Origin of the sequence: Halobacillus sp. SY10 (assembly GCF_045401165.1) — a bacterium.
In the GTDB taxonomy this organism is placed as follows: domain Bacteria; phylum Bacillota; class Bacilli; order Bacillales; family Halobacillaceae; genus Halobacillus; species Halobacillus aidingensis.
This window is the reverse complement of sequence record NZ_CP174345.1, coordinates 2,359,757-2,381,395: the sequence shown is the minus strand read 5'-3', so window position 1 is coordinate 2,381,395 and position 21,639 is coordinate 2,359,757. Positions and strand designations below refer to the sequence as shown.

The 21,639-nt window shown below is 39.4% G+C and carries 18 protein-coding genes and 2 pseudogenes; 17 read left to right on the top strand and 3 right to left on the bottom strand.

Annotated features, from left to right (window positions below):
- The first annotated feature begins 23 nt into the window (after positions 1-23).
- From ACJA3J_RS12145 to ACJA3J_RS12105, 9 genes and pseudogenes are all read left to right on the top strand, one after another.
- Entirely contained in the window at positions 24-1,106 is a 1,083-nt protein-coding gene (locus tag ACJA3J_RS12145) for an ABC transporter ATP-binding protein (RefSeq protein WP_406944135.1), read from the top strand.
- Between the two features lie 10 nt (positions 1,107-1,116).
- Complete coding sequence (locus ACJA3J_RS12140) at positions 1,117-2,802, top strand: ABC transporter permease (RefSeq protein ID WP_406944134.1); 1,686 nt, start codon at positions 1,117-1,119, stop codon at positions 2,800-2,802.
- A gap of 16 nt (positions 2,803-2,818) precedes the next feature.
- Positions 2,819-4,297 (top strand): argininosuccinate lyase, encoded by a 1,479-nt coding sequence (gene argH, locus ACJA3J_RS12135; RefSeq protein WP_406944133.1) that lies wholly within the window; start codon positions 2,819-2,821, stop codon positions 4,295-4,297.
- A 258-nt stretch (positions 4,298-4,555) separates the two neighbouring features.
- Positions 4,556-5,782, top strand: coding sequence for a DUF819 domain-containing protein (locus ACJA3J_RS12130; RefSeq protein WP_406944132.1), 1,227 nt, complete (start codon positions 4,556-4,558; stop codon positions 5,780-5,782).
- Positions 5,783-5,927: 145 nt separating this feature from the next.
- The gene (locus ACJA3J_RS12125; RefSeq protein WP_406944131.1) at positions 5,928-6,653 is read left to right on the top strand and encodes a hypothetical protein; all 726 of its coding nucleotides are present in this window, start codon (positions 5,928-5,930) and stop codon (positions 6,651-6,653) included.
- Between the two features lie 331 nt (positions 6,654-6,984).
- On the top strand, positions 6,985-7,746 hold the full coding sequence (locus ACJA3J_RS12120; protein ID WP_406944130.1) for a hypothetical protein: 762 nt from the start codon (positions 6,985-6,987) through the stop codon (positions 7,744-7,746).
- A 504-nt stretch (positions 7,747-8,250) separates the two neighbouring features.
- Positions 8,251-8,415 (top strand): annotated as a pseudogene (locus tag ACJA3J_RS12115) (DUF819 family protein); the annotation flags it as partial.
- Positions 8,416-9,003: 588 nt separating this feature from the next.
- A complete protein-coding gene (locus ACJA3J_RS12110; protein WP_406944129.1) occupies positions 9,004-11,931 on the top strand; it encodes a hypothetical protein in 2,928 nt (975 codons plus the stop codon).
- A 487-nt stretch (positions 11,932-12,418) separates the two neighbouring features.
- On the top strand, positions 12,419-12,706 hold the full coding sequence (locus tag ACJA3J_RS12105) for a hypothetical protein (RefSeq protein WP_406944128.1): 288 nt from the start codon (positions 12,419-12,421) through the stop codon (positions 12,704-12,706).
- Positions 12,707-12,980: 274 nt separating this feature from the next.
- On the opposite strand, the gene ACJA3J_RS12100 is transcribed toward ACJA3J_RS12105, so the two are convergent.
- Together ACJA3J_RS12100 and ACJA3J_RS12095 are read right to left on the bottom strand one after the other, a co-directional pair.
- Entirely contained in the window at positions 12,981-14,108 is a 1,128-nt protein-coding gene (locus ACJA3J_RS12100; RefSeq protein WP_406944127.1) for a toxic anion resistance protein, read from the bottom strand.
- Between the two features lie 54 nt (positions 14,109-14,162).
- Positions 14,163-15,017 carry a hypothetical protein gene (locus tag ACJA3J_RS12095; RefSeq protein WP_406944126.1) on the bottom strand — a complete coding sequence of 285 codons (855 nt, stop codon included), beginning with the start codon at positions 15,015-15,017 and terminating at the stop codon, positions 14,163-14,165.
- 475 nt (positions 15,018-15,492) lie between these two features.
- On the opposite strand from ACJA3J_RS12095, the gene ACJA3J_RS12090 reads away from it, so the two are divergent.
- The 6 genes and pseudogenes from ACJA3J_RS12090 to ACJA3J_RS12065 all read left to right on the top strand — a co-directional run bounded on the left by ACJA3J_RS12090 (position 15,493) and on the right by ACJA3J_RS12065 (position 18,558).
- Positions 15,493-15,972 (top strand): hypothetical protein, encoded by a 480-nt coding sequence (locus ACJA3J_RS12090; RefSeq protein WP_406944125.1) that lies wholly within the window; start codon positions 15,493-15,495, stop codon positions 15,970-15,972.
- Positions 15,973-16,296: 324 nt separating this feature from the next.
- Complete coding sequence (locus tag ACJA3J_RS12085; protein ID WP_406944124.1) at positions 16,297-16,644, top strand: DUF4260 domain-containing protein; 348 nt, start codon at positions 16,297-16,299, stop codon at positions 16,642-16,644.
- 12 nt (positions 16,645-16,656) lie between these two features.
- Positions 16,657-17,418, top strand: a complete 762-nt coding sequence (locus ACJA3J_RS12080; protein ID WP_406944123.1) for an aminoglycoside adenylyltransferase domain-containing protein — start codon at positions 16,657-16,659, stop codon at positions 17,416-17,418.
- A 279-nt stretch (positions 17,419-17,697) separates the two neighbouring features.
- The gene (locus tag ACJA3J_RS12075) at positions 17,698-17,964 is read left to right on the top strand and encodes a hypothetical protein (protein ID WP_406944122.1); all 267 of its coding nucleotides are present in this window, start codon (positions 17,698-17,700) and stop codon (positions 17,962-17,964) included.
- 70 nt (positions 17,965-18,034) lie between these two features.
- A pseudogene (locus tag ACJA3J_RS12070) lies at positions 18,035-18,286 on the top strand (IS1595 family transposase); the annotation flags it as partial.
- Between the two features lie 68 nt (positions 18,287-18,354).
- Positions 18,355-18,558, top strand: a complete 204-nt coding sequence (locus ACJA3J_RS12065) for a hypothetical protein (RefSeq protein WP_089653013.1) — start codon at positions 18,355-18,357, stop codon at positions 18,556-18,558.
- 184 nt (positions 18,559-18,742) lie between these two features.
- Here ACJA3J_RS12065 and ACJA3J_RS12060 read toward each other — a convergent pair whose 3' ends face one another.
- Positions 18,743-19,741: a tRNA dihydrouridine synthase gene (locus ACJA3J_RS12060; protein ID WP_406944121.1), complete on the bottom strand. Its 999-nt coding sequence runs from the start codon at positions 19,739-19,741 to the stop codon at positions 18,743-18,745.
- Positions 19,742-20,084: 343 nt separating this feature from the next.
- Between ACJA3J_RS12060 and ACJA3J_RS12055 the strand changes: the two genes are divergently transcribed.
- Together ACJA3J_RS12055 and ACJA3J_RS12050 are read left to right on the top strand one after the other, a co-directional pair.
- On the top strand, positions 20,085-21,158 hold the full coding sequence (locus ACJA3J_RS12055) for a PQQ-dependent sugar dehydrogenase (protein ID WP_406944120.1): 1,074 nt from the start codon (positions 20,085-20,087) through the stop codon (positions 21,156-21,158).
- A 258-nt stretch (positions 21,159-21,416) separates the two neighbouring features.
- Complete coding sequence (locus ACJA3J_RS12050) at positions 21,417-21,590, top strand: hypothetical protein (protein ID WP_406944119.1); 174 nt, start codon at positions 21,417-21,419, stop codon at positions 21,588-21,590.
- Positions 21,591-21,639 lie beyond the last annotated feature (49 nt).

Genomic DNA, 21,639 nt, shown 5'->3' with positions numbered 1-21,639 from the left:
CCAACGGTAGAGGAGTTGTTGGAATGTCGTCTGTCACCCTTTCAAACATAACAAAGCGATTCGGAAACTTTACAGCTGTGAAAGATTTAGATTTAGTCATAGAAGAAGGAGAATTCTTTACTTTTCTAGGGCCCAGCGGGTGTGGAAAAACAACGACTCTAAGAATGATTGCCGGATTCTATTATCCTTCAGAAGGAAAAGTTAAATTCAATGAGAAGGATATGACAACCGTCTCTCCTGAAAATAGAAATACGGGCATGGTTTTTCAAAACTATGCCCTTTTTCCACACATGACGGTTTATGAGAATGTGGCTTTCGGTTTGAAAGTAAGGAAGAAGAAGAAAGCTGAAATCAAAAAGCGGGTGGAAGATGTTTTAGAGAAAGTGAGATTGAAGCCATTCATCGATCGACAAGTGAGTCAATTGAGTGGTGGGCAGCAACAACGTGTAGCTTTAGCAAGAGCCCTAGTGATTGAGCCTGACATCTTACTTTTAGATGAGCCGTTAAGTAATCTGGATGCTCGTCTAAGAGATGAGATGAGAAATGAAATCCTAAGGTTGCAGCGTGAATATGGAATTACGACGATCTACGTTACCCATGATCAGGTGGAAGCTCTTACGATGAGCGACCGGATTGCCGTATTTAATGTTGGAAACTGCCAGCAAATCGGAACACCGACGGAGATCTACAATCAACCGGTCAATGATTTTGTCGCAGAATTTATTGGGGAAACCAATCTATTGGATGTGGAATGGAAAGAAGATAAGGAAGAGTTTTATAGTGAAGGTTTAAATAAAAGCATTGCTGTCATTCCTCCTGAGCCGGAGATGAGTGAGGGGCCGTTGAAAATGTCCATCCGTCCAGAAGCCATCCAAGTGTCAGAGGAAGAGTTGTCCGGGCCAAACGTTTTTGCAGGCGAGGTCCATTTGGTTCAATTTACAGGGGAAGCCGTGCATAGTTTCATCGCGATTCATGAGAGTGATGTCACGTTGAAAGTCACAGACCTTAACAAGGGGCCGAGTACGTATTTGAAAGAAAATGCCCAAGTATATGTGCAATTACCACCTTCTCAAGTGCGTGTCGTACCCAAGGCTAAGAAGGAGTGAGTCGCCCATTATGCTGAATGCTGAAAAAAGAAAAACCCTATTCTTGCTTATTCCTATTGTCCTGATCTTAGTGGGTTATGTCCTTTATCCTTCTATAGAGACATTGCTGGAGAGTTTTAAGAGAAATGGATCGATGACACTCCAAAATTATATTGATTTTTTCGGTCCTAAGGCCCAATCGAATCTGGAAGCTTTATGGAATTCTGTCTACATATCTTTACTATCTGTACTGCTCAGCGCTTGCATCGGGATTCCACTGGCTTTCATTTTCACCAGGTATGATTTTCCAGGGCGATCCTTCTTTTCTGGAATTGCTATCATGCCCATCGTTCTTCCATCTCTGGTCGGGGTTATGGCTTTCATGTGGCTTTATGGAGAAGCGGGGTTAGTCCCAAGTGCGATCAGAGATATTTTCGGTCTTGAAGAAGTTCCCTTCAGCATTGGCGGTGTGTCAGGAATATTGATTGTGCACGCCTATACGATGTACCCCTATTTCTATATGACGGTATCGTCGGCATTGAATAATGTGGATCCATCCTTGGAAGAATCAGCGGCCAATTTAGGATCCAGCCGGCTCGGAGTTTTTTGGAAGGTTACCTTTCCATTGCTGACTCCGGCCTTAGTGGCTGCTTCGCTTCTTGTATTTATGGTATCCATGGCATCCTTCAGTGCTCCTTTTCTGCTTGCTGGAGGATATCGGGTACTAAGTCTGCAAATCTACTTTTCTAAAATTAATGGCAATTTGGAGATGGCGGCCACTCAATCTGTCATTCTCTCGATCATATCCATTTCCTTTCTGCTCTTTATGCGCTGGTTTCAGAGTCGGAAGGATTACAGAATGGGAACCAAAGGGATCGGAGCTCACCGAAGTGAAGTCAGCAATCCATTACTGAAGTGGATTATGGTGAGTTTAGGGGTCATTGCTATGATCGTCCTGCTTCTGCCTCATACCGTTCTGGCTATTCTATCCTTTGTCCCTGAAGGATCATGGACGTGGCAAACCTATCCGACTTCTTTTAACCTTGAGAATTACCGGCTGCTATTTGAAGACCCGAACATATGGGATCCTGTAAGGAATAGTTTATTTATGGCCTTTGTCGCCTGCTTAGGATGTTTCGTGTTTGGAATGATCACCTCCTACGCATTAGTGAAGAGGAAGTTCATCGGAAAAAACTTACTGGATATTCTTGTGATGATTCCTTGGGCTTTGCCCGCCACTGTCGTCGGGATGAACCTTATTTTAGCTTTTAACAAGGAAACCCCATTTTCATTCGGTCAAGTTTTAGTAGGAACCTATTGGATTCTGCCACTTGCTTATTTTGTCCGTTTCATTCCATTAGTTGTCCGTTCAACATCTGCCGTTTTAGAGCAGCTGGATGACTCGATTGAAGAAGCGGCCCAAAGCCTTGGGGCTAAATGGTTCTATACATTTCGAAGAGTCGTCTTACCTATTATTATGCCGGGAGTCTTAAGTGGGACATTGCTTGCGTTTGTGCAGGCTGTTGGGGAATTCCCGACCTCCGTATTGCTGTACACATTAGATAACCGCCCGATATCCATAGAGATTATGAACCAGCTCAGACTCTTCAATTTAGGGCAGGCCGCGGCCTTCGGCATGATCCAAGTCGGGTTAATTGCCATCGTGATGATCATTTCGTACAAGTTTTTCGGTGTAAAATCAGAAAATACTCTTTAATAGATGAGGTGAAGAGATGAGTAAACTGAAGGCAAACTTTGAATCGGAAGATGGCATCGGATTTCCAGGGAAGACGTATGTCGATGAGTTGTTAAAACCAGTGTTCAAAGATCAGCATGAATACCTTTTCGATGCGATGTTCATGGTTCACCGTGCTCACACCACGATGCTTAAAGAACAAAAAATTATCACTGAAGAAGAAGCAAAGGAAATCATCCATGGGGTAAAAAAAGTGTCACAAATGAACAAAGAAGAATTCCAATATGATCCTGTCTACGAAGATTTATTTTTCTTAGTTGAATCAAAAATTGCTGAGCTTATAGGCCCTGACTTGGCAGGAAAAATGCACATTGCGAAAAGCAGGAACGATATGGGAGAAGCCATGTACCGGCTGGTAATTCGGGAACATTTGCTGGAGTTGATCGCTCATACACAAGCACTCGGGCAAGCCTTAGTCGAACAATCGAAACATCACGTAGATAACGTGATGCCTGCACATACTCATACACAACCAGCCCAACCGACGACATTTGCCCACTATCTCTTAGCTATCTCAGATAACCTTTATCGTGATGTACAAAGGCTGCAGAATGCCTATGATGTGGTCAATCGTTCACCAATGGGAGCCGCAGCTATTACCACGACTGCTTTTCCGATTAATCGCCACCGTGTAGAAGAACTGTTAGGTTTCAAGGGAATTATGGAGAACTCCTATGATGCTATTGCCACGGGGGATTACCTGTTAGAATCCGGGCTTTCCATTGTCAGCCTGATGACAAATATGGGGCGGTGGATTCAAGAGTTTCTAAGAATGGCCTCTCGAGAGGTAGGGTTGTTAAAAGTGTCAGATGCTTATGTTCAAGTGAGCAGCATTATGCCGCAAAAAAGAAACCCTGTTTCCTTGGAGCATTCAAGAGCCCTTGCCAGCAGTGCAGTGGGGGAAGGGTTAACGATTGTGCAGATGATTCATAACACTCCTTATGGAGATATCGTAGACACAGAGGATGATCTGCAGCCCCACCTCTATGAAGGTTTCGGAAAAGCTTTACGAGTAGTGAAGTTGATGAGAGCTGTCATTTCAACGATGTCCTTCAATAAAGAAGAAGCGAGAAACCAAGCCGCTATGAACATGATTACCATTACAGAACTGGCTGATGTTCTTGCTCGTGATTATGATGTCCCCTTCAGAGAAGCTCATGGACTCTCAAGCATGGTGGCAAAAAAAGCCTCCAGTTTAAATAAGGAGCTTTACGAGCTTAAGGTTGATGAGGTAAATGGCTGGATTCAGACGGTGGAAATTACTGAGGAAGATTGGAAAGCCATTGTAGATCCTCAACAGTTCGTTGAGAAAAGAAGCATTCATGGCGGCCCTAATTCTAAAGTGGTGAAGGATATGATTGAAGAGCGTGTGGAAAAGTGGAGGACGATTGATGAAGATGCGAAGTTAGAAATGAAACGTATTGAAGGGATAAAACTAGATTTAGATAAAATTTAGTATGGGAGTGCCCCATCTTACAATTTGAGATTTTCACGAAGTGGGACAAGCATTTTTAATTTATTTATGTAATTAGTGGTTTCAAGGATTTCTGTTTGTCCTAATCAGCGTTACTTAATTCAACTCGTTAATTGAAACGCTGACGATGAAAAGTGCCTGAACCCCACAACGCTAAAGAGTTAAGGCGGCGGGGTTCAGGCACTTTCTTTAGGGCGAGGACACCACCACGCTTTAAAAAATAACAAAGAGGTGAACAAAATGGATAACACTTTAATATCGTCCGACAATACGTGGGCACTCTGGTCGTTTCTGACAGGGTGGGCTGCAGTCAGTATTTATTTGGAGCAAAAGTACAAATGGGCATCGAAAATTTCCGGAGCAATCATTGCATTAATCGGTGCCATGGTATTGGCCAATTTAAATGTGATCCCGCTTGAGTCAAGTGTGTATGATGCTGTCTGGAATTATGTCGTACCGTTGGCAATTCCGTTACTGTTGTTTCAGGCGAATATCAAGAAGGTTTGGCAGGAAAGCGGACGTATGCTGACGATCTTCCTGTTAAGCTCCATCGGTACAGTCGCCGGTACCATCATCTCATTCATGCTCTTAAAAGATGTGATTCCCCATCTGGATAAAATCGGTGCCATGATGGCAGGGTCCTATACGGGAGGTGGCGTAAACTTTGCAGCAATGGCCGCAAAATTCCAGACGCCAAGTGAACTTGTTTCGGCTACCGTTGTTGCAGACAATATGATGATGGCCACTTTCTTCTTTGTTTTGATGGCCATCCCGACATTTTCATTTTTTCGTGACCGATTCAAAACCCCTCATATTGATGAGGTAGAAGCGGGCGTTACTGGAGATGAGAGTGAAACGCAAGCCGCTTCTTTCTGGAAAGGAAAAGAAATATCCTTAAAAGATATAGCGATCAGTGTGGCGAGTGCATTCGCCCTTGTTACAGTATCTTTTAATCTCGCAGACTTTTTTGCCGGAGTCCTTCCTGGTGGCGAGGATGTAAATATCATTTATCATGTGTTGGGCGGTATCATTGGCGATCGTTATCTGATGCTTACGACACTTACAGTCCTGGCTGTTTCCTTGTTCCCCAGACAGTTCGAAAGCATCAAAGGAACACAGGAACTTGGGACGTTCTTGATTTATTTATTCTTTGTAGTCATCGGGGTACCGGCTTCCATCGCAATTGTAGTAACAACATCACCTTTATTACTGGTATTTGTTTTAATCATTGTTCTGATGAATGTGCTAGTCTCTCTGGTTTTGGGTAAACTATTTAAATTTAATCTGGAAGAGACCCTTCTTGCAAGTAACGCAAACATGGGAGGTCCCACAACAGCTGCAGCCATGGCGATTGCCAAAGGCTGGCATAAATTGATCGTGCCCATTCTTCTTGTTGGTACGCTCGGGTATATTATTGGAAACTATATTGGCACAGGGCTTGGGTTCTGGTTTCAAAGTTTAATGTAAATGAGGTTAAGTTGGGGGTTGTTATAGCGTGAAGTTAGTTTATGCTAAAAGTAAGTTTATGAATATTCATTACTGGGTTGAATTAAGCAGTATTGTACTGAGAAAAAGTTAATGATTTTAATGAATTGAAAGGATAGATCCGTACGTGGATACAGCAGAATTTATGATTTCATTAATTGTAATGGTAGCTACTGCCATCGCAGCAATTGCAGCTATGTTTTCTGCAAATGCTGCCAATAAAAATACTGAAATTGCAAAAGGACAGTTAGAAGAAATGGCTGCTCAAAGAAGGGATGATGTCCGTCCTGACATTTATTTATATCCGAGCAAAAACACATATGAATATGAGATGGAGCTTGGCTATGGGAGAACAGCAAATGACCAAGTAACTTTTAAAATGCTGAATATTGGAATTGGACCTGCAAAAATTGTTAAGTGTGAATGGAATGAGCTGAACTTTGAAGAATGGCTAACGCTCATTCAACCATTTAATTTAGACAATCGATTTTATGAACTAAGTAAAAGTTATGTGCAATTTAATGAGGCAGGTAGAACATACTTTGATGAAGATTTTGCTATTCAGATACTTCCTTTAATTATGCCTGACAACAAAGATGTTATAAATTTACCATTTACTTACAGGCGCTTCTTAGGTATTGTATATCAACTACTAATAGAAGAAAACATCAAAAAAGAAGATATACCACAAATTGAACTTAGGGTTACTTTTCACAACATTTTTAATGAATCAGTTTTTAGAAAGTTTACTATATCTCCTGAAGTTTTTATTGGTGGTTCTCAAACCTCAGATGGAGAATTAGTTAATTATCGTGGAGAAATTAAGTTAATGCCACGGGAGCTAACTAGATAGAATTTAAAGAAAAATTGCAGGTCACTCTAAAGAGGTAATAGTGTATAATAAATGAATTGCATCAGAAAAATCGTATATGAGCTTCTCCTTTTAATGCATTCAAAATTACTAAAATGAAGAATTACCTGCCCCTCACTTTGCTAAATTGTTAACGTGGTGGGGGTCAGGCACTTTCACCCGAATTGAGTTCTGGTTACTATGCAGAAAACAATTAACGTAGGCAAGTGGTTTAATAATAAAGGAGAGGATATAAATTTATTTATTAACAAAAGTAACTCATGAACCAAATAGTGAAGGTAAGAGAACCCACACTTATGAAGTTAAAAGAGAAATGCACCAGAAAGAATTTGATGATTTATTTTCAAGTAAAAAAGTAATCGGGTTCCATCAAGCAAATAAAAAAATGAGAGAAATGGTTATTGGTAATGGTAATGAACTATATTCCTACTTGCGAAGATTACAAGACAATGACGAAGTTTTTAATGATATGGATGAACTTGAAATTATTTTTGAAGGGAATCGTTTATTGTTAAATTTCCTTAATAGCTTCAGAGCCTTTTTAGATCACAGTTCACAGGGTTATTTAACTAAGAACCACAAAAAGGATTATGAAGATCTAATTAGTAGATTTTACGACTCGAATTTTTCCTACCGTTTTTTCTATAAACTAAGAAATTTCATTACTCACTATTCATTTCCTTTCACAACCGTAGAGCAAAGTTATGAAAGGACATTTTTGAAGGTAAGGAAAGAGGATTTGTTGGAATTTGAAAAATGGGGAGCCATAAAAAATGAAGTAGAAGAATTAGAGGAAGAAATTGATTTGGTTCCATATATAAAAGAATTTATCCCTATAATCAATGCGCTAAGTATTCAGAAGATGTATTATTACAAAGAACAGATAATGGAAGCGCACAAAACGGCTGTAAAGTACGTTCAAGAATGTGGGGGAACATTTGGTTTTATTAACACACCTTCCCGATCAGAATTTAAGAATAAAAACTTCAATATAATCCCATTTACTTTAAGTGATCTTCATGAAGCAGCAAAAGACTTAAACGATCATCCTCATATTAATGTGAATTTTAACTAATGTTTAACCTAAGTTAGTATTTGAATGTAAAGTGTTGAACAAGAATTGACTCCACCTCCATTGTTCAAAGAAGTTAGACAAGTAATTCCAAATGAATTGAAGAAATGAAGGACTCCAGATTTGGAGTCTTTTTTTTCGAGTTTCTTCATTAAAATAAATTCCTATATTTTATACTTATGTAAATCAACTAAAAAAACAAAGTTTTTCTTACCATGCACTGCTCATAAAAAAGGAGCCTGACCCTCACTACGCTAAAGTGTTAACGTGTTGGGGGTCAGGCTCCTTTTACAGAATGTTTTCGTAGAATATGATCACGACAATCAGCATGGGGATTGGGTTTATAGAGTATATGAAGTGGTAATTGATGATCCTGAAACAAAAGAGGGACATACGGCTACTTGGGGATGGTACGCGGTCGACCCTAATACAGGATATATATATAACAATATGCAATGAGAATTGACAGCCGCTATTACTTTTATGAAGGTGCCTGCCCTCCATTGCACAAGTAACGCAAACATGGGAGGTCCCACGACAGCTGCAGGCATGGCGATTGCCAAAGGCTGGCATAATCTGATCGTTGCCAGCCTTCTTGTTGGTACGCTTGGGTATATCATTGGAAACTATCTTGGCACAGGACTAGGTTTCTGGTTTCAAAACTTAATGTAAATCAGGTGAAGTCGGGATTGTGAAGGTATTCTAAGTTAGCCCATATTTAAGAGTGGAGATATGGGCTGTTGATTCTGAAGCTAGGGGGTTTTTGTGTTTAACAGACTCAAAAAGTAAGTGCCTGACCCTAGCACTTTAACACTTTAATTGAGTGGGGGTCAGGCACCAACACATGAAATTCAACACATAACACAAAGCTCTCCCGAAAGTGCCTGATCCTCACTCCACTAAAGTTGAAATGTGGTTTAGTCAGGCACTTTCTTTTTTTATGTGATGTGAGCATGTACTCGCGAGCAAGACTGCCGAATTTAGCAACTATACCTTTGGTCATCAGTAGATACTCGAATATAAACACCAACATCTTCCATTGATTAACTTCCTCCTAGCATAACAGTGCCAAACGTTATGAGATGTATAACGCTTGTGGACACAACCGTTATATTTTAAAAGATTTTACTATAGTAAAAGGAAAAATAGTAATTGGTAAATTATGCTACAATAAATTTGAAAGTTCAATAAGTTCAGCCATTAAATTACAGCATAAGAACTACTTCGTTGCATTATCGATATTGAAAGGAGTAATATTCCTTGGATAACGAAAGAAAACTTGAAAAGTTTGCTAAACAGTATAAAGAAAGTAAAGAAGCATATGAAAAATTTACGAATGAGGTAAGTGCTATTCTAAAGTCGGTATTAAAAAGCCATTCAATTAAGCACCAAGTGGTATCCGAAAGAGTTAAAGAATATCCGTCGCTTCAAGATAAAGTTTTAAACGGGAAAATTCCGAAGCAAATACAAACAATTTTTGATATAGACGATATTTCTGGTTGTAGAGTTATCTTCTATTTAGAAAGTGATATTCAGAAGTTTACAAACTTAATATTTGATGAATTTACAATAGAAAAAGATAACCTAATCTATACAGATGATGGGTACAATGCTCGACACCTAGTAGTCAGGAATAAAACTGATAGCCAAGATTGTACTGAGGATGAAGGCATTAAGAAGATGAAGTGCGAAATCCAATTAACTACTGTACTGTTCCATGCCTGGTCAGAAATGTCACATAAAATTTTATATAAGCTTCCTGAAGAAGCATCTGAATTTGATGAGCAATCAATAAGTGCTATCAAAGAGCAGTTTAAAGGTGTTATGAAAAACCATATTAAACCTGCTAGCTACACTTTTGATTACCTTAATGAAAGATATCAAAAATTATTACAAGGTAAAAGAATTTTCGGGTTTGATTTCTTAAAAACCATCTTACTTTCAAGTTCTAGGAATGAAGTGTATGAGAAAGTTAATTTGTTAAGTAAATTTGTTGTAGAGTTTGGTGACAAAACACCTGATGAATATAATTTGGTTGAATTTATACCAAAAGTAATTAACCATTCTAAAACACTCTCTAGTGAAGGGGTAGATAGGCCTTTAGGAAGACTATTTAGTATTGAGCATTATCATATTGCTGAAGTCTGCTTAGATATAATCCACCAAATTAGGTACATTAATATTGATGAAACTATAAATATTTTAAAAGAACAGATTTCAGCTGATGAAGAGAGGATTAATAAAAAAGCAATTGAAGTATTAAATAACTTAACACAGTTTAATTTAAAGTTAATGGATAAAGCAGGATACCTTCCTCAATTAAAAATACTCTCTAAAATTGAAGAACATCCATTTACCATAGAAAAAAATGAATGGGATTTTTATGAAACAACTATATCAAATCTTCTAAAGTTAGAGTTTGATGATACGACTTTAACAGATTATAAAAAACTTAGTATTACTACTGGTTCTTTAGGAGTAAATGCACACCTTAAACAATTAAGAAATCGTGTTATAACCTTACTTGAAGAATTGTACAAAAATAATTCAGAAAGAAACGTTCGAATTAATCTCATGAAAAAGTTTACTGAGGTTAGTAATTTACCAAGGAGAACAGAGTATGACGGGACTCTCGAAGAGTTAGTTAAAGAGAATACAGTTAGAGTTTTGAGATGGTTGTTAGAAAACTTTGAAGGGTTGGACTTGCAAGAAATCCAAGTGGTTGATGAAAATTTATATAAGTATAGAAATATGATGCCTGACGCTGAAGAGACAAAAAAATTAGATGATTTAATAAAGGATAATAATGAATACGAGATATACAAAACCTTAGTAGGAAACGATTTAAACAATAGGGACATTGGATGGCGAGAGGCAGAAAAAATCAGAAAAGAAAAAACAAATGTTTTATTAGAAGATATTTCATTAGAAAACTATTATGCATGGGAGCGGCGAATATTATCTATAACAGCAGGTTATGACAAAGAAAATGATTGGGAATTTAGGAATTTTAAACGTTTTTTATTTGAAATAGGTAAACAAAAAACAGAAGTAGCACAAAGGATTATTACTAAGAATGAAAATAGTATTGAACACTTTCTTTCAAATTTAGTTGCGGGTTTGTGGACTGCTGGAAGAAGGCAAATAGTTATAGATATATTATGTAAATGGATTGATGAGAAAACATATTTAAGCGAATGCGCTGAATTTTTCCTTCTAGTTGATACACCAGATATTTCACTTTTAGATAAACTTCTTCAAAGCATTAAAGAAAAAGATGACCTTAATTCGTTGTTTGTGTTACTACAAGCAATACTTAGACATGAGGACTTTTATCAGGACCTAAACACTTTATTTATGCAGGTAGTATTAAAATTTGCTGAAAATCAGCATTACTATTGGACTAATTTAATCTGGTTTGATGAAAATTCTATTTTAAATCACTTAACAGAGGATGAATTTGAAGAGATATTATCCCTATTAACTTTGGCTAATAACATTGATATTCACGAAGAAGAAGTAATAAAGCCAGTATGTTCAAACAATCCTAAAAAGGTCATTTCATTTTTTAGTGATAGAGTCGAGAGAGCAATAGAAAAGTCTAAGGATGGTTTGTTTGGCACGTATTCTGCTATACCACACAGCTTTTATAGTATAGGAGATGTTTTGAAAGAGAATTCCCAAGAAGTGTTAACTGAAATTGTAAAGTGGTTCTATAGAGAAGAGTATTTGTTTAAAGCCGAAGCTGCACAACTGATAAAGAATATCTTTCCAAATTTTGAAAGTGAGCTAGAGGATTTTCTAAACGCAAAAATAAGTCATGGAAAGAGAGAAGATGCTAAAAATATTCTAAGTATTATTAAAGAATACGAGGGTGACATACGAACTCATGAAGTATTAAAAAATATAGTTAGAGAGTATTATGGTGACTCTGAACTAATAAGAGAATTAACTGTAGTATTAACACAAACCGGCGTAGTTTGGGGGGAATACGGATTTGTAGAAAGTTATAGACAAACGAAAAAAGAAGTACGAAAGTGGCAGCGTAATGAACAAAGTCAAGAGATAAAGGATTTTGTAAAAGATTTCATTGATATGGTTAATAAGAGAATAACACAAGAGCAAAGAAGGGCAGATAGGAATATAGAAATGATGCAAAGAGAGTTTGAACAAAAAAATAAAATATAGTTTACTATAAGGATTGAATGTAGACTAGATCAGTTCTCTCATTTAATTTAACATACCATATCAATGTTTACTTGGTTACTTAATAAAGGTTATGGGGATAAGTTGACATATACTGTTTTTATAAAGCCTCATTCCGCTAAGAGTTTCTTTAGAAGAGGTGCTTTAAAACTTTAGGGTATTAAATTTAGTTATTATCATGTTAATAGTGCCGTGCCTTGCGGAAAGAATGTGAATAAGTAATCTAATAATGGATGGAATCATTAACTCCAGAGAGGCTATATGAAATGCGTTAAGCGTAAAGAATATAATAAAGGTCGTACCATACATGAAACGGGAGTCGTTACGAGATAAAACGGCTCTTTTTTATCTTTTGGTGTCATAACTTCTAAGCTATTAACATATTTAATAAATGCTGCATATTTAGAAGGATAAACAAGAGGTTATGGAGTATACATTAATGGAAATATATTGAAAGGGGCTTGTGTTAATGAAAATCGAGAATGTAGAGGTTGAAAATTCACACGAAGTAGATAATTTTGATGGTTCAGATCTTAGAGTTTTTGTTACAGATGGTGAGAATGGTAAAAGGTATTGCTTTGTTTATGATAGAAAAAAGAAAGTTGGGGCAGATTTTGACAAGGTGCATAGGGTAGATAAAACAGGAATGCTGGTTCATCCACCAGAACCTAGAAAAGGTTATGAAGATATAGCTGAACAAATAAAGCAACACCCTAAAGTGCGGCTTAGAGCTCTTATTAAAGGCAATCCTGAGTAACAATTAACCTCATTTGTTTGTGGGGGCTTCTTTCTGATACAACGCCTGTTGGGGAACAATAAGTAAACTGAATATCGGATATAATCAAACAAAAGTCACATAATCTTCGAAGGTTGGTCCTCGGAGGTAACGCATGTCGCTAGCTGGACGTTGATATCATCGAGTACTACTTGAATAGGCTATCGGTAGAGTTTTAAACGACTCAAAAACGTGTGTCTCAAGGAGTCAGGAATATAAGAGTGTCAATACAAAATGCCACGTAAAAAAGAGCGCTTTAGTCACGAAGCGCTCTTTCTCTATAACTACCAGTCTGCGACAACTTCTTCCGCACATTCTCATTCAAAGCATCCATCTCTTCAATAAACTGCTCACTAGAAGCAATAATCCGCTCCGAAGACTGCTCCGTCGTTTTCAATGCATCAAACACATTATCAAAAGACTCCTGAAGAGCTTCCATACTAATCGCTGGATTCTCCATCATCTCTGTCGTCTCTTCAGCATTCTCCTTCAGGTTCCTCGAGTTCGAAAGCAGCATTTCCTCGGTCGCTTTATTGACGCCGTTAACCGTATCAATCACTTTTCGCTGATTGTTCAAAGCGAGCTGGATCGAAGCGGACACGGTAATGATGTTTTTAGTCAGTGTCACCGCGTTGCGGATCGATTCCTTCAGCTTTTCATTGTTTTTCTTAATGATATCGACAGAAGAAATGCTCTGATGCAGCACACTCTTCATCTGTGTCATGTTTCTCGTACGCGTAATGATTTTCTCTTTTCCTTCTGTAAGCAGGGCCAGGTCGTATTCACCTGTCGCTTCCTTTTCCTTCAGAAGCTCAAACAGTTTCTTACCAAGATAGATCTGCTTGTCCAAGTCATAAATCCGCTTCTGGGCGTTTTCTTTGATGAGTTGCAATTCGACGCTGTCTTCCTCAAGGCGGTCTTTCCCGGCTAAGAGACTGCGGACGACCATATCGATCTTCGAGTCGACCGTTTCATACTTCTTAATGTAGCGGTCGATGGGCTGTTTTTTGCTTAGCTTATAAAAGAACTTCTGCATGCCGTTGCCTTCGGTCCGCTTCGGATCAAGATCTGATACGATCGTCTCGAGTTCTTTCAACGTATCGGGGATGTCGTTGTTGCCTTTCGTCATAAGGTCGTTGACCGGGCGCTTCAACGTTTCCATCGTTTCCCCGGCGACGCGCTGTTCTTTTTCTCCGAGGTCTCCGAGTTCTCTCATCACATCAGATAGGGAGTCGTCTCTGGATGAGTCGAACCTTCCTGCGTAGGCTTCTGCCTCTTCGTTCAGGCGGTCGATATCTTCTTTTTCAATAAGCGTCATTGCTTCTCTCAGGTCCTGTTGGTTCATTTCTGCTTCTTTATCTTTATAGGGAGAATGTTTACTCATGTCCATACCTCCTGTATGTCATTCGTTGGTTTTAAGAAAAAACAAAACGGGCGTTTACTTTCGCGAAAGGAAGTTTTCGTCTTCCTTATTATATTTGGAAGCAATGATTCCTTTGCTTCTGGCAAAGTTCTGCGTATGGCTTTCTTCTTCTTTTCGCTCCAGTGTTTCGATGAACTTCTGTAGATCATACATTGTTTCCACCAGTTCATGTTTCCGATTTTCCTTATTCTCATCTGACAATCGCTGGAACGAGGCGATGAAGTCAGGGACGTCTTTATCCATCATCGTCTCAAGGGCGTATTGTTCTTCGATGTCGAGTTCTTCCATCCGTCGGAACTGTTTCTCTGTCCGTTCCTTCAAGGATGCCCACTCCTGTTGAAGGTCCGGGTGGTTCTCGAGAAACGGGAAGTCCCAGTTTTCGAAGATCGGCTCCTCAGGATGTTCAAACATTGTACTCTCTCCGGATACTTCCATGTGGTCGACATAGGTATTCAGATGTTCAAACAGTACGTCTGAAAAATCTCTCAGCGTGCCTCCGAGCCCTTTTTTTCTCGTGAATTCTTCTTTCAAGAAAGTAGGGAGGAAGGCTTTTTCTTCTTCAATCCATTCAAAGCGGCCCAGCAGCATTTTCGGCGGCTTGCCGTAAAACTCGAGGGTCCCCCGGAATGTGTTGGACTTGGGGATCACGGCGGAGAAGAAGACACCGTTCCAAAATCCGTCCATAATATATCTCTTCTTCATCTCTACCAGTTCATTTATATCCAGATCGAAGTAAACAGGGCGTTTCCCTTTGATCACCTGCTTCATATCTCTCATCGTTTGAAAATCGATGTAGCGCTGATATTCGGAAGTATGTGGCATGAATGCTCTTTCCAAATTCTCAAGCATAAAAGAATTGAGGTTTTCCATGCTTCGTCAGCCCCTTTTCCGTCTTTCCTTTTTCCGCGACTCCATGTATTTATAGATACTTCAAGAATACCACAAAATGGGGTTTCAGACTAAGATATGCCTACGTCACTTCCTAATGAGAGGGAGGGGTGGGAGTCATTGTCTGGTGCTTCTTTGTAGGGAATCTATCTGCCTTTTGATATGAATATACGTAAGAAGGTGGGACAATGTTTCACAATTTCACATAAACCTCTATGAAACAACTTGAGAATCTAAAAGAACTCAACTGGAGGATATGAAAAAACCTGCTATATATAGTCCTGTTTAAGTGAATTTTCAAGGATCCTCTGAGAAACAGCCATCCAATTTACTGCTTTTACAGTGTCTATTACTTATTAATTACAATAATGAATAATTTTTCCTATTAAGGGAACGGGAATCAATAATAATAAGCCTTTGTAATAAAGGTAGAAGGAATGTAAGGAGGATTTTTAAGGTGAAAAGAATTTTTTTAGTCGCAGCAACTATACTATCCATCTTCTTCGTCATCACAGCATGTTCAAACTCAAATTCGAGTTCTGCGGGAGAAGAGGACTCAAACACGAAGTCTTCTAATAACACATCTCCTAACAATCACGATGAAACTACCAAAAAAGTGCGGGAATTTCTGAAACATGAGTTTACCGCTCCAAATGAAGAGGTAAAAGAACTCTTTTCTGAGGGGACCAGAGAAGAGTTAAATGAATATTTAGAGGATACGTATAAACCTTATTTCAGCGAAAAAGGCTATGAGAATTTTATGGACAAGGCCAAGGGATTGCCATTTATCAGGCGTGCACATAGTAAAGATTATCAATTGGAAGTGACAGACATAAACATTGAAGAAGATGAAAAAATAACGCCTACGCTTTTGAAATCGATGTCGACTATAGTAAAGATGGGGAAAGAAATTCTACAATCGTTAAGGGTAGAATAAATACAAATGAAGAAGGAATGTTTACTAGAGTTAGATATACAGATCGAGGCGGACTGCTCCAAATTAGGTAATGACGCCTTTGTAGTAAACAAAAAAGCGTTTGGGATTCCATCACCCAACGCTTCTTTTGTTTAAAATCCCGAGCTATCTGGAGGGAGATATCACCGTTCATTTTCAGATCGATGAACATAAACAATTTGTTAAGGTTTATCAGGATATGAAGTATTCATGAGTGAAAAATGATATCTTTGACATACAAGGATTTCCATCAGAATAGGAATGGATGGATATTGATACAAAGATTGTTCCATAGGAGGGGATAGAATGCCGAGATTCCTCCTGCATGTAGAAGGGGCCCTCGTATTCATGACAAGTCTATATTTCTACCAGCAAAATGATTTCAGCTGGCTCGCATTCGTATTCCTTTTATTGATCTTCGACATTTCCATGCTCGGATACCTCGTCAATGAGAGAGTAGGGGCGGTTGTCTATAACCTTTCCCATAGTTACGTTCTACCGTTATTGTTCATCGTAGCTGCTAATCTCGCATCCCTGGATGGGCTCCTGATGATCAGCTTGATCTGGATGGCACATAACGGGATGGACAGGATGCTCGGGTATGGGTTGAAATATCCGACCGGTTTCAAGGACACTCATCTTCAAAAAGTCTAGGAGGGTAAATCAATGGTTGATTCTTTTCTCGTAGGTTGTACGGAGAAGTTCTATGATATTTTCGGTGAGAATTTAACAGGCGTGTATCTGCATGGTTCGCTCGTATTAGGCGGGTTTGTGCCTGCGAATAGTGATGTCGATTTGATCGTCGTGACGGAAAGGCCGATGTCCCGGATGGATGCCGTCCAGCTGACAGATTTTCTGCTCGAGCGTTCGGGCTCTCCTTATCCGATTGAAATCTCTGTATTGAACCGCCGTCAACTGGACGAATGGCAGCACCCGTGCCCGTTTGATTACCACTATAGCGAGGACTGGAGGAATCGTTTCCTTGCAGGAGAATCTACTTTTTCTGACGAAGAAGTACGTAAAGACGCAGACTTGGCCGCTCATCTGACCATCATCCATCACAGCGGGTGTGTGTTGTTCGGAAAGCCGGCCGATGAAGTATTCCCTCCCGTTCCGAAAGAGGACTATGTGAATTCGATCTTGAGCGACTTTGAGGATTGTCTGGAAAATGTCGAGAAGGACCCGGTTTATAGTGTGTTGAACATTCTCCGGATCTATTATTATATGGAAGATGAACGCATCTACTCGAAGGATGAGGCCGGCCAGTGGGCGTTGAATTCTCCTTTTTCAAAAACCGTGGAGAAAGTATTGAAGCGGAGGCGGGGGGATGAGATTTCGATCTCAGATGAAGAACTTTCATCATTCAAACGGCATTATCAAGGAAAAATAGAGGCTTCCCTTCTAGAGAAGGTGGGGAGGCAAAAATAATGGTAGGCTTTCGTGAAGTTGGTTCGTTGCTACAGTCGAATGAGAGGGAGGAACGATGAGTAGAGGCGAGCAGGCGATATCTTGAAACCACTCAAATATTGATCTCACCAGAAAAACACCGCTTATATAAAGACTACACTGCGTCCTACTCCACAGAATGGTTTATTCCTAATCCCAGGTCAAAAACGGACTATCATCTTCCCTCTAATTCATGTATAGTAGATAAGGCATTCTTTGGCTTCTTGAGCAGAAGATTAATTATTATTAGAGGTGAAACAGATGGATTACAATCAAATTACACAAAAAATAGAAGATATTGGCGGAAACTATATCACGATCTCTTACTTGCAGGCGACCGAGGAAGATGACTCGTTATATGACGTATTCGTGAATGTATGGCCCAATAAAAATATGAAGAGAAACTTCGAAACGATTGTCGTTAAAACCGATACGTCGATGGAAAAGGCGGAGAGTATTTCTAAACGTCTCCATACATCCTTGGGGCGTGTTTATGATGATGTTCATTACACAGGGCTTGAAGCTTAATATCTTAGGAAAAAGCATGGATGGGGTCCATGCTTTTATTTTTTGGTTCTGTTAAAGTTTGTTGTTGATCATCCGCACCAAGGGGCTTTATCACATCCAGAACGTTCAATAACTACCACCGACGGCTGAAAGCGTGGATCCAGCGTTTTAATGGTGTAGCAACGAAGGATCTCAATCATTACCTGACCTGGTTTAAGGAGTTAGAGAGATTATCCATCATCAGGGAAATGAAGTGACGATGAATGATATGATGGTAAAAGGGAATATATTTCCAAATATCGAGACCTATGATACCCTTAGATTATCTAAATTTACTTTATAAAGGTTATTTCTTAATTCAAGTATTTGAACATATTCTTTAAAGAAGGAAAAATTATGAGGAGTGTCTCGATGGGATTTTATTATTTATTCTTACTCGTTATCGGAATTGTACTAATTATAATTGGAGCACTTAAAAAGGATGTGCCTCGTTCAGTTAAAATAGTGATTTTTCTATTTGTAATTGGTATTGGGTTTATAGTATTGTCCTTATCATTATTATTGCTTCCCGGTAGCTCTGACGTTATTGCTGAACTTTTGAAATGGGATGAATAAGTTTCAATTTTGCTGAAAGTCCTAAAAAAAACAGAACTTCCAACTTTGCGGAAGTTCTGTTTTTTATTAAACTTTAACAGAGTCTATCTTCTATAAAAATTACTTCATGGATTCTACCAGAGCCAAATGAAAAAAGAGAGAAAAGCATCGATGGCTTCTCTCTCTAGATATTGGTTGTTATAAATTAAGAAATCGAAAAACTTTGTTCTTCCTTAACTCCTTCATTCTCCGTAAACTCATCCAACAGCGCACGTACTTCATCCGTAGATTCCGTGTTCATCAGCTGATTTCTGAGCTCACCGGCTCCACGGAATCCGCGCACGTAAATCTTGAAGAAGCGGCGGAGCGGTTTGAAGAGACGCGGCTCGAGTTCTGCGGAGTACTTATCATGCAGGTCGAGCTGCAAACGTAGCAGATCGAGCAGTTCTTCACTGGTATGCTCTTTCTTCTCTGTTTCGAAGCAGAACGGGTTGTGGAAGACCCCACGTCCGATCATCACTCCGTCTACGCCGTACTTCTCCACGAGTTCAAGCCCTTTTTGACGGTCAGGGATATCTCCATTGATCGTCAGAAGCGTGTGTGGAGCTACTTCATCACGGAGTTTCTTGATCTCCGGAATAAGCTCCCAGTGTGCGTCGACGTTACTCATTTCTTTTTTCGTACGAAGGTGGATGGAAAGGTTGACGATATCCTGTTCCAATAGGTGCTTCAGCCATGTGCGCCATTCGTCCACTTCGGTATAACCGAGACGTGTCTTCACACTGACAGGAAGTCCGCCGGCTTTGGATTCTTGGATAATCTCCGCTGCGACATCAGGACGACGGATCAGTCCGCATCCTTTCCCTTTCGTTGCAACGTTCGGAGCAGGGCATCCCATGTTGATATCGATTCCTTTGTAACCCATTTCGGCCATCCCGATACTCATTTGACGGAAGTATTCGGGTTTGTCTCCCCAAATGTGGGCGACGATCGGCTGTTCATCTTCTGTGAACGTCAGACGCCCGCGTACGCTGTCTTTTCCTTTTGGATGGCAGTAGCTTTCCGTATTCGTGAACTCTGTGAAAAACACGTCAGGTCTCGCCGCTTCACTCACGACATGACGGAAAACGACGTCCGTCACGGCTTCCATCGGTGCCAGTACAAAAAACGGTTTCGGCAGCTCATGCCAGAAATTTTCTTTCATATATATCTGAACCCTTTCTTTATAAGAATGATCGTAGTTGTTGTTGTTAATATTCATGTTTCTTCTATATCCATTACCATTTCGGCAGGATTTGAACCATTATATACTTTAATGGTATATAGCAAAAAGTGCAAGGGGATAAGCTGGTATCAAAGATAGAGCCTTTAGATGAATGATGATTTTACAGCTGTCATTGAAAAAATGGATCAGTGAGGCTGGGAATGGACGACTAAACGATTGAGAACATTTATTCCTATTTATTTTAGGGTATATAAAAACATAAAATCCAATGATCCGAAAGATTAACCATATATGAAGGTAGGATAGGGAGGAATATATAAAATTGAAAAAAATCTTAGCGTTATCTATAACTGCTGTTTTTTTAATAGCAGGTTGTTCTGAAAATGAACAACCTGATTCTTCTGATCACCCGGAAGAAGAATCGTCACTGCCTGTTGAAGGTGTAGAAGTTATGGCAGAAAATCTGAAGGTTCCGTGGTCGATCCAAAAATCGGAAGATACATTCTATTTAACAGAAAGATCAGGGAACATTGTCAAAATAGAAGAGGGGGAAGTAGAACGACAAAGGGTGGAGCTTGAAGAAGAAGTATCCACAGCATCAGAGGCAGGCTTACTTGGGTTTGTACTAGCTCCTGACTTTTCCGAATCGAACCTTGCCTATGCTTATTATACGTATGAAGATAAGGAAGAACAATTTAATCGGATCGTAACCCTTCGATTGGAAAATGATGGGTGGAGGGAAGAGGATCTGCTCCTTGACCAAATTCCCAGTGGTACTTACCATCATGGAGGAAGAATTAAGATCGGCCCTGATGAAAAACTTTATGCAGCAACAGGAGATGCTTCTGAACGTGAAATCGCACAGGATCTTGATTCATTAGGCGGTAAAATTTTAAGGATGAACGTAGATGGATCGATCCCGGATGATAACCCATTTCCGGATTCATACGTCTATAGCTATGGACACCGAAATCCTCAAGGGATGACTTGGTTATCGGATGGGACGATGTATGCAAGTGAACATGGGGAGAATGCCAACGATGAAGTAAACCGGATTGAAGCTGGTCAAAACTACGGTTGGCCGATGATTGAAGGAGAAGAAAAACAAGAAGGTCTGATGTCTCCTATATTTACTTCCGGAAGCAAAACAACATGGGCTCCATCCGGAATGGACGGTGATCAAGACAAATTATACGTTGCCGCTCTTAGAGGAACGGCTGTTTTGGAATTTGATTTAGAAACGAATGAACATCGAGAACTGATCACAGGTCTTGGCAGAATTCGAGATGTTTTCATTGAAGATGGATATCTTTACTTTATTAGTAATAATTTAGATGGTCGTGGAACAGGGCAGGAAAATGACGATCGGTTATACAGAATGGCGCTTTCGAATTAATACGAAACGTCTTTTCAAGATTCAGTGTTCTCTTTTGGGCGCTTCAGCGATCCAACGAAGTGAAAGAAAGGCACGATTCACTCTTTCACTTATTTCATGTCTAACGCAGTCACTTGAATATAGTCCAACTTTTCACCCTGAGCATTTTCTGTCCAAAGCCCACTTCTTTTAGCATGAACCTCTATTTAGCTTATTGTAGTTTTGTAAGCGAACTTTCCAGGTAATAGAGTTCTATGGAACAGTAAATGGAGGGCTATTATGAATGATTCGATTATGTCAGTCATCATTATTCTATTGGTTGTTGCAGGTTGGGGAGCGATTATTCTTAGGGACTTTGATATTGCAAAGGGGAGAATGAAGGGGAATTGGGTTCACCTCGTAGCCGCTATAGCGTTTGCGTTCTTACTCATTTGGGTCGCAACCATCTTTTAATATACATGTACAAAAAAGCCAGTACTCCTTGAAAGGAGACTGGCTCATT

Bases quoted from the DNA above. Each gene is read 5' to 3' on its own strand.
- ACJA3J_RS12145 (WP_406944135.1), top strand. From the start codon at position 24: ATGTCGTCTGTCACCCTTTCAAACATAACAAAGCGATTCGGAAACTTT.
- ACJA3J_RS12140 (WP_406944134.1), top strand. From the start codon at position 1,117: ATGCTGAATGCTGAAAAAAGAAAAACCCTATTCTTGCTTATTCCTATT.
- argH (WP_406944133.1), top strand. From the start codon at position 2,819: ATGAGTAAACTGAAGGCAAACTTTGAATCGGAAGATGGCATCGGATTT.
- ACJA3J_RS12130 (WP_406944132.1), top strand. From the start codon at position 4,556: ATGGATAACACTTTAATATCGTCCGACAATACGTGGGCACTCTGGTCG.
- ACJA3J_RS12120 (WP_406944130.1), top strand. From the start codon at position 6,985: ATGCACCAGAAAGAATTTGATGATTTATTTTCAAGTAAAAAAGTAATC.
- ACJA3J_RS12105 (WP_406944128.1), top strand. From the start codon at position 12,419: ATGAAAATCGAGAATGTAGAGGTTGAAAATTCACACGAAGTAGATAAT.
- ACJA3J_RS12100 (WP_406944127.1), bottom strand. From the start codon at position 14,108: ATGAGTAAACATTCTCCCTATAAAGATAAAGAAGCAGAAATGAACCAA.
- ACJA3J_RS12095 (WP_406944126.1), bottom strand. From the start codon at position 15,017: ATGGAAAACCTCAATTCTTTTATGCTTGAGAATTTGGAAAGAGCATTC.
- ACJA3J_RS12085 (WP_406944124.1), top strand. From the start codon at position 16,297: ATGCCGAGATTCCTCCTGCATGTAGAAGGGGCCCTCGTATTCATGACA.
- ACJA3J_RS12080 (WP_406944123.1), top strand. From the start codon at position 16,657: ATGGTTGATTCTTTTCTCGTAGGTTGTACGGAGAAGTTCTATGATATT.
- ACJA3J_RS12075 (WP_406944122.1), top strand. From the start codon at position 17,698: ATGGATTACAATCAAATTACACAAAAAATAGAAGATATTGGCGGAAAC.
- ACJA3J_RS12065 (WP_089653013.1), top strand. From the start codon at position 18,355: ATGGGATTTTATTATTTATTCTTACTCGTTATCGGAATTGTACTAATT.
- ACJA3J_RS12060 (WP_406944121.1), bottom strand. From the start codon at position 19,741: ATGAAAGAAAATTTCTGGCATGAGCTGCCGAAACCGTTTTTTGTACTG.
- ACJA3J_RS12050 (WP_406944119.1), top strand. From the start codon at position 21,417: ATGAATGATTCGATTATGTCAGTCATCATTATTCTATTGGTTGTTGCA.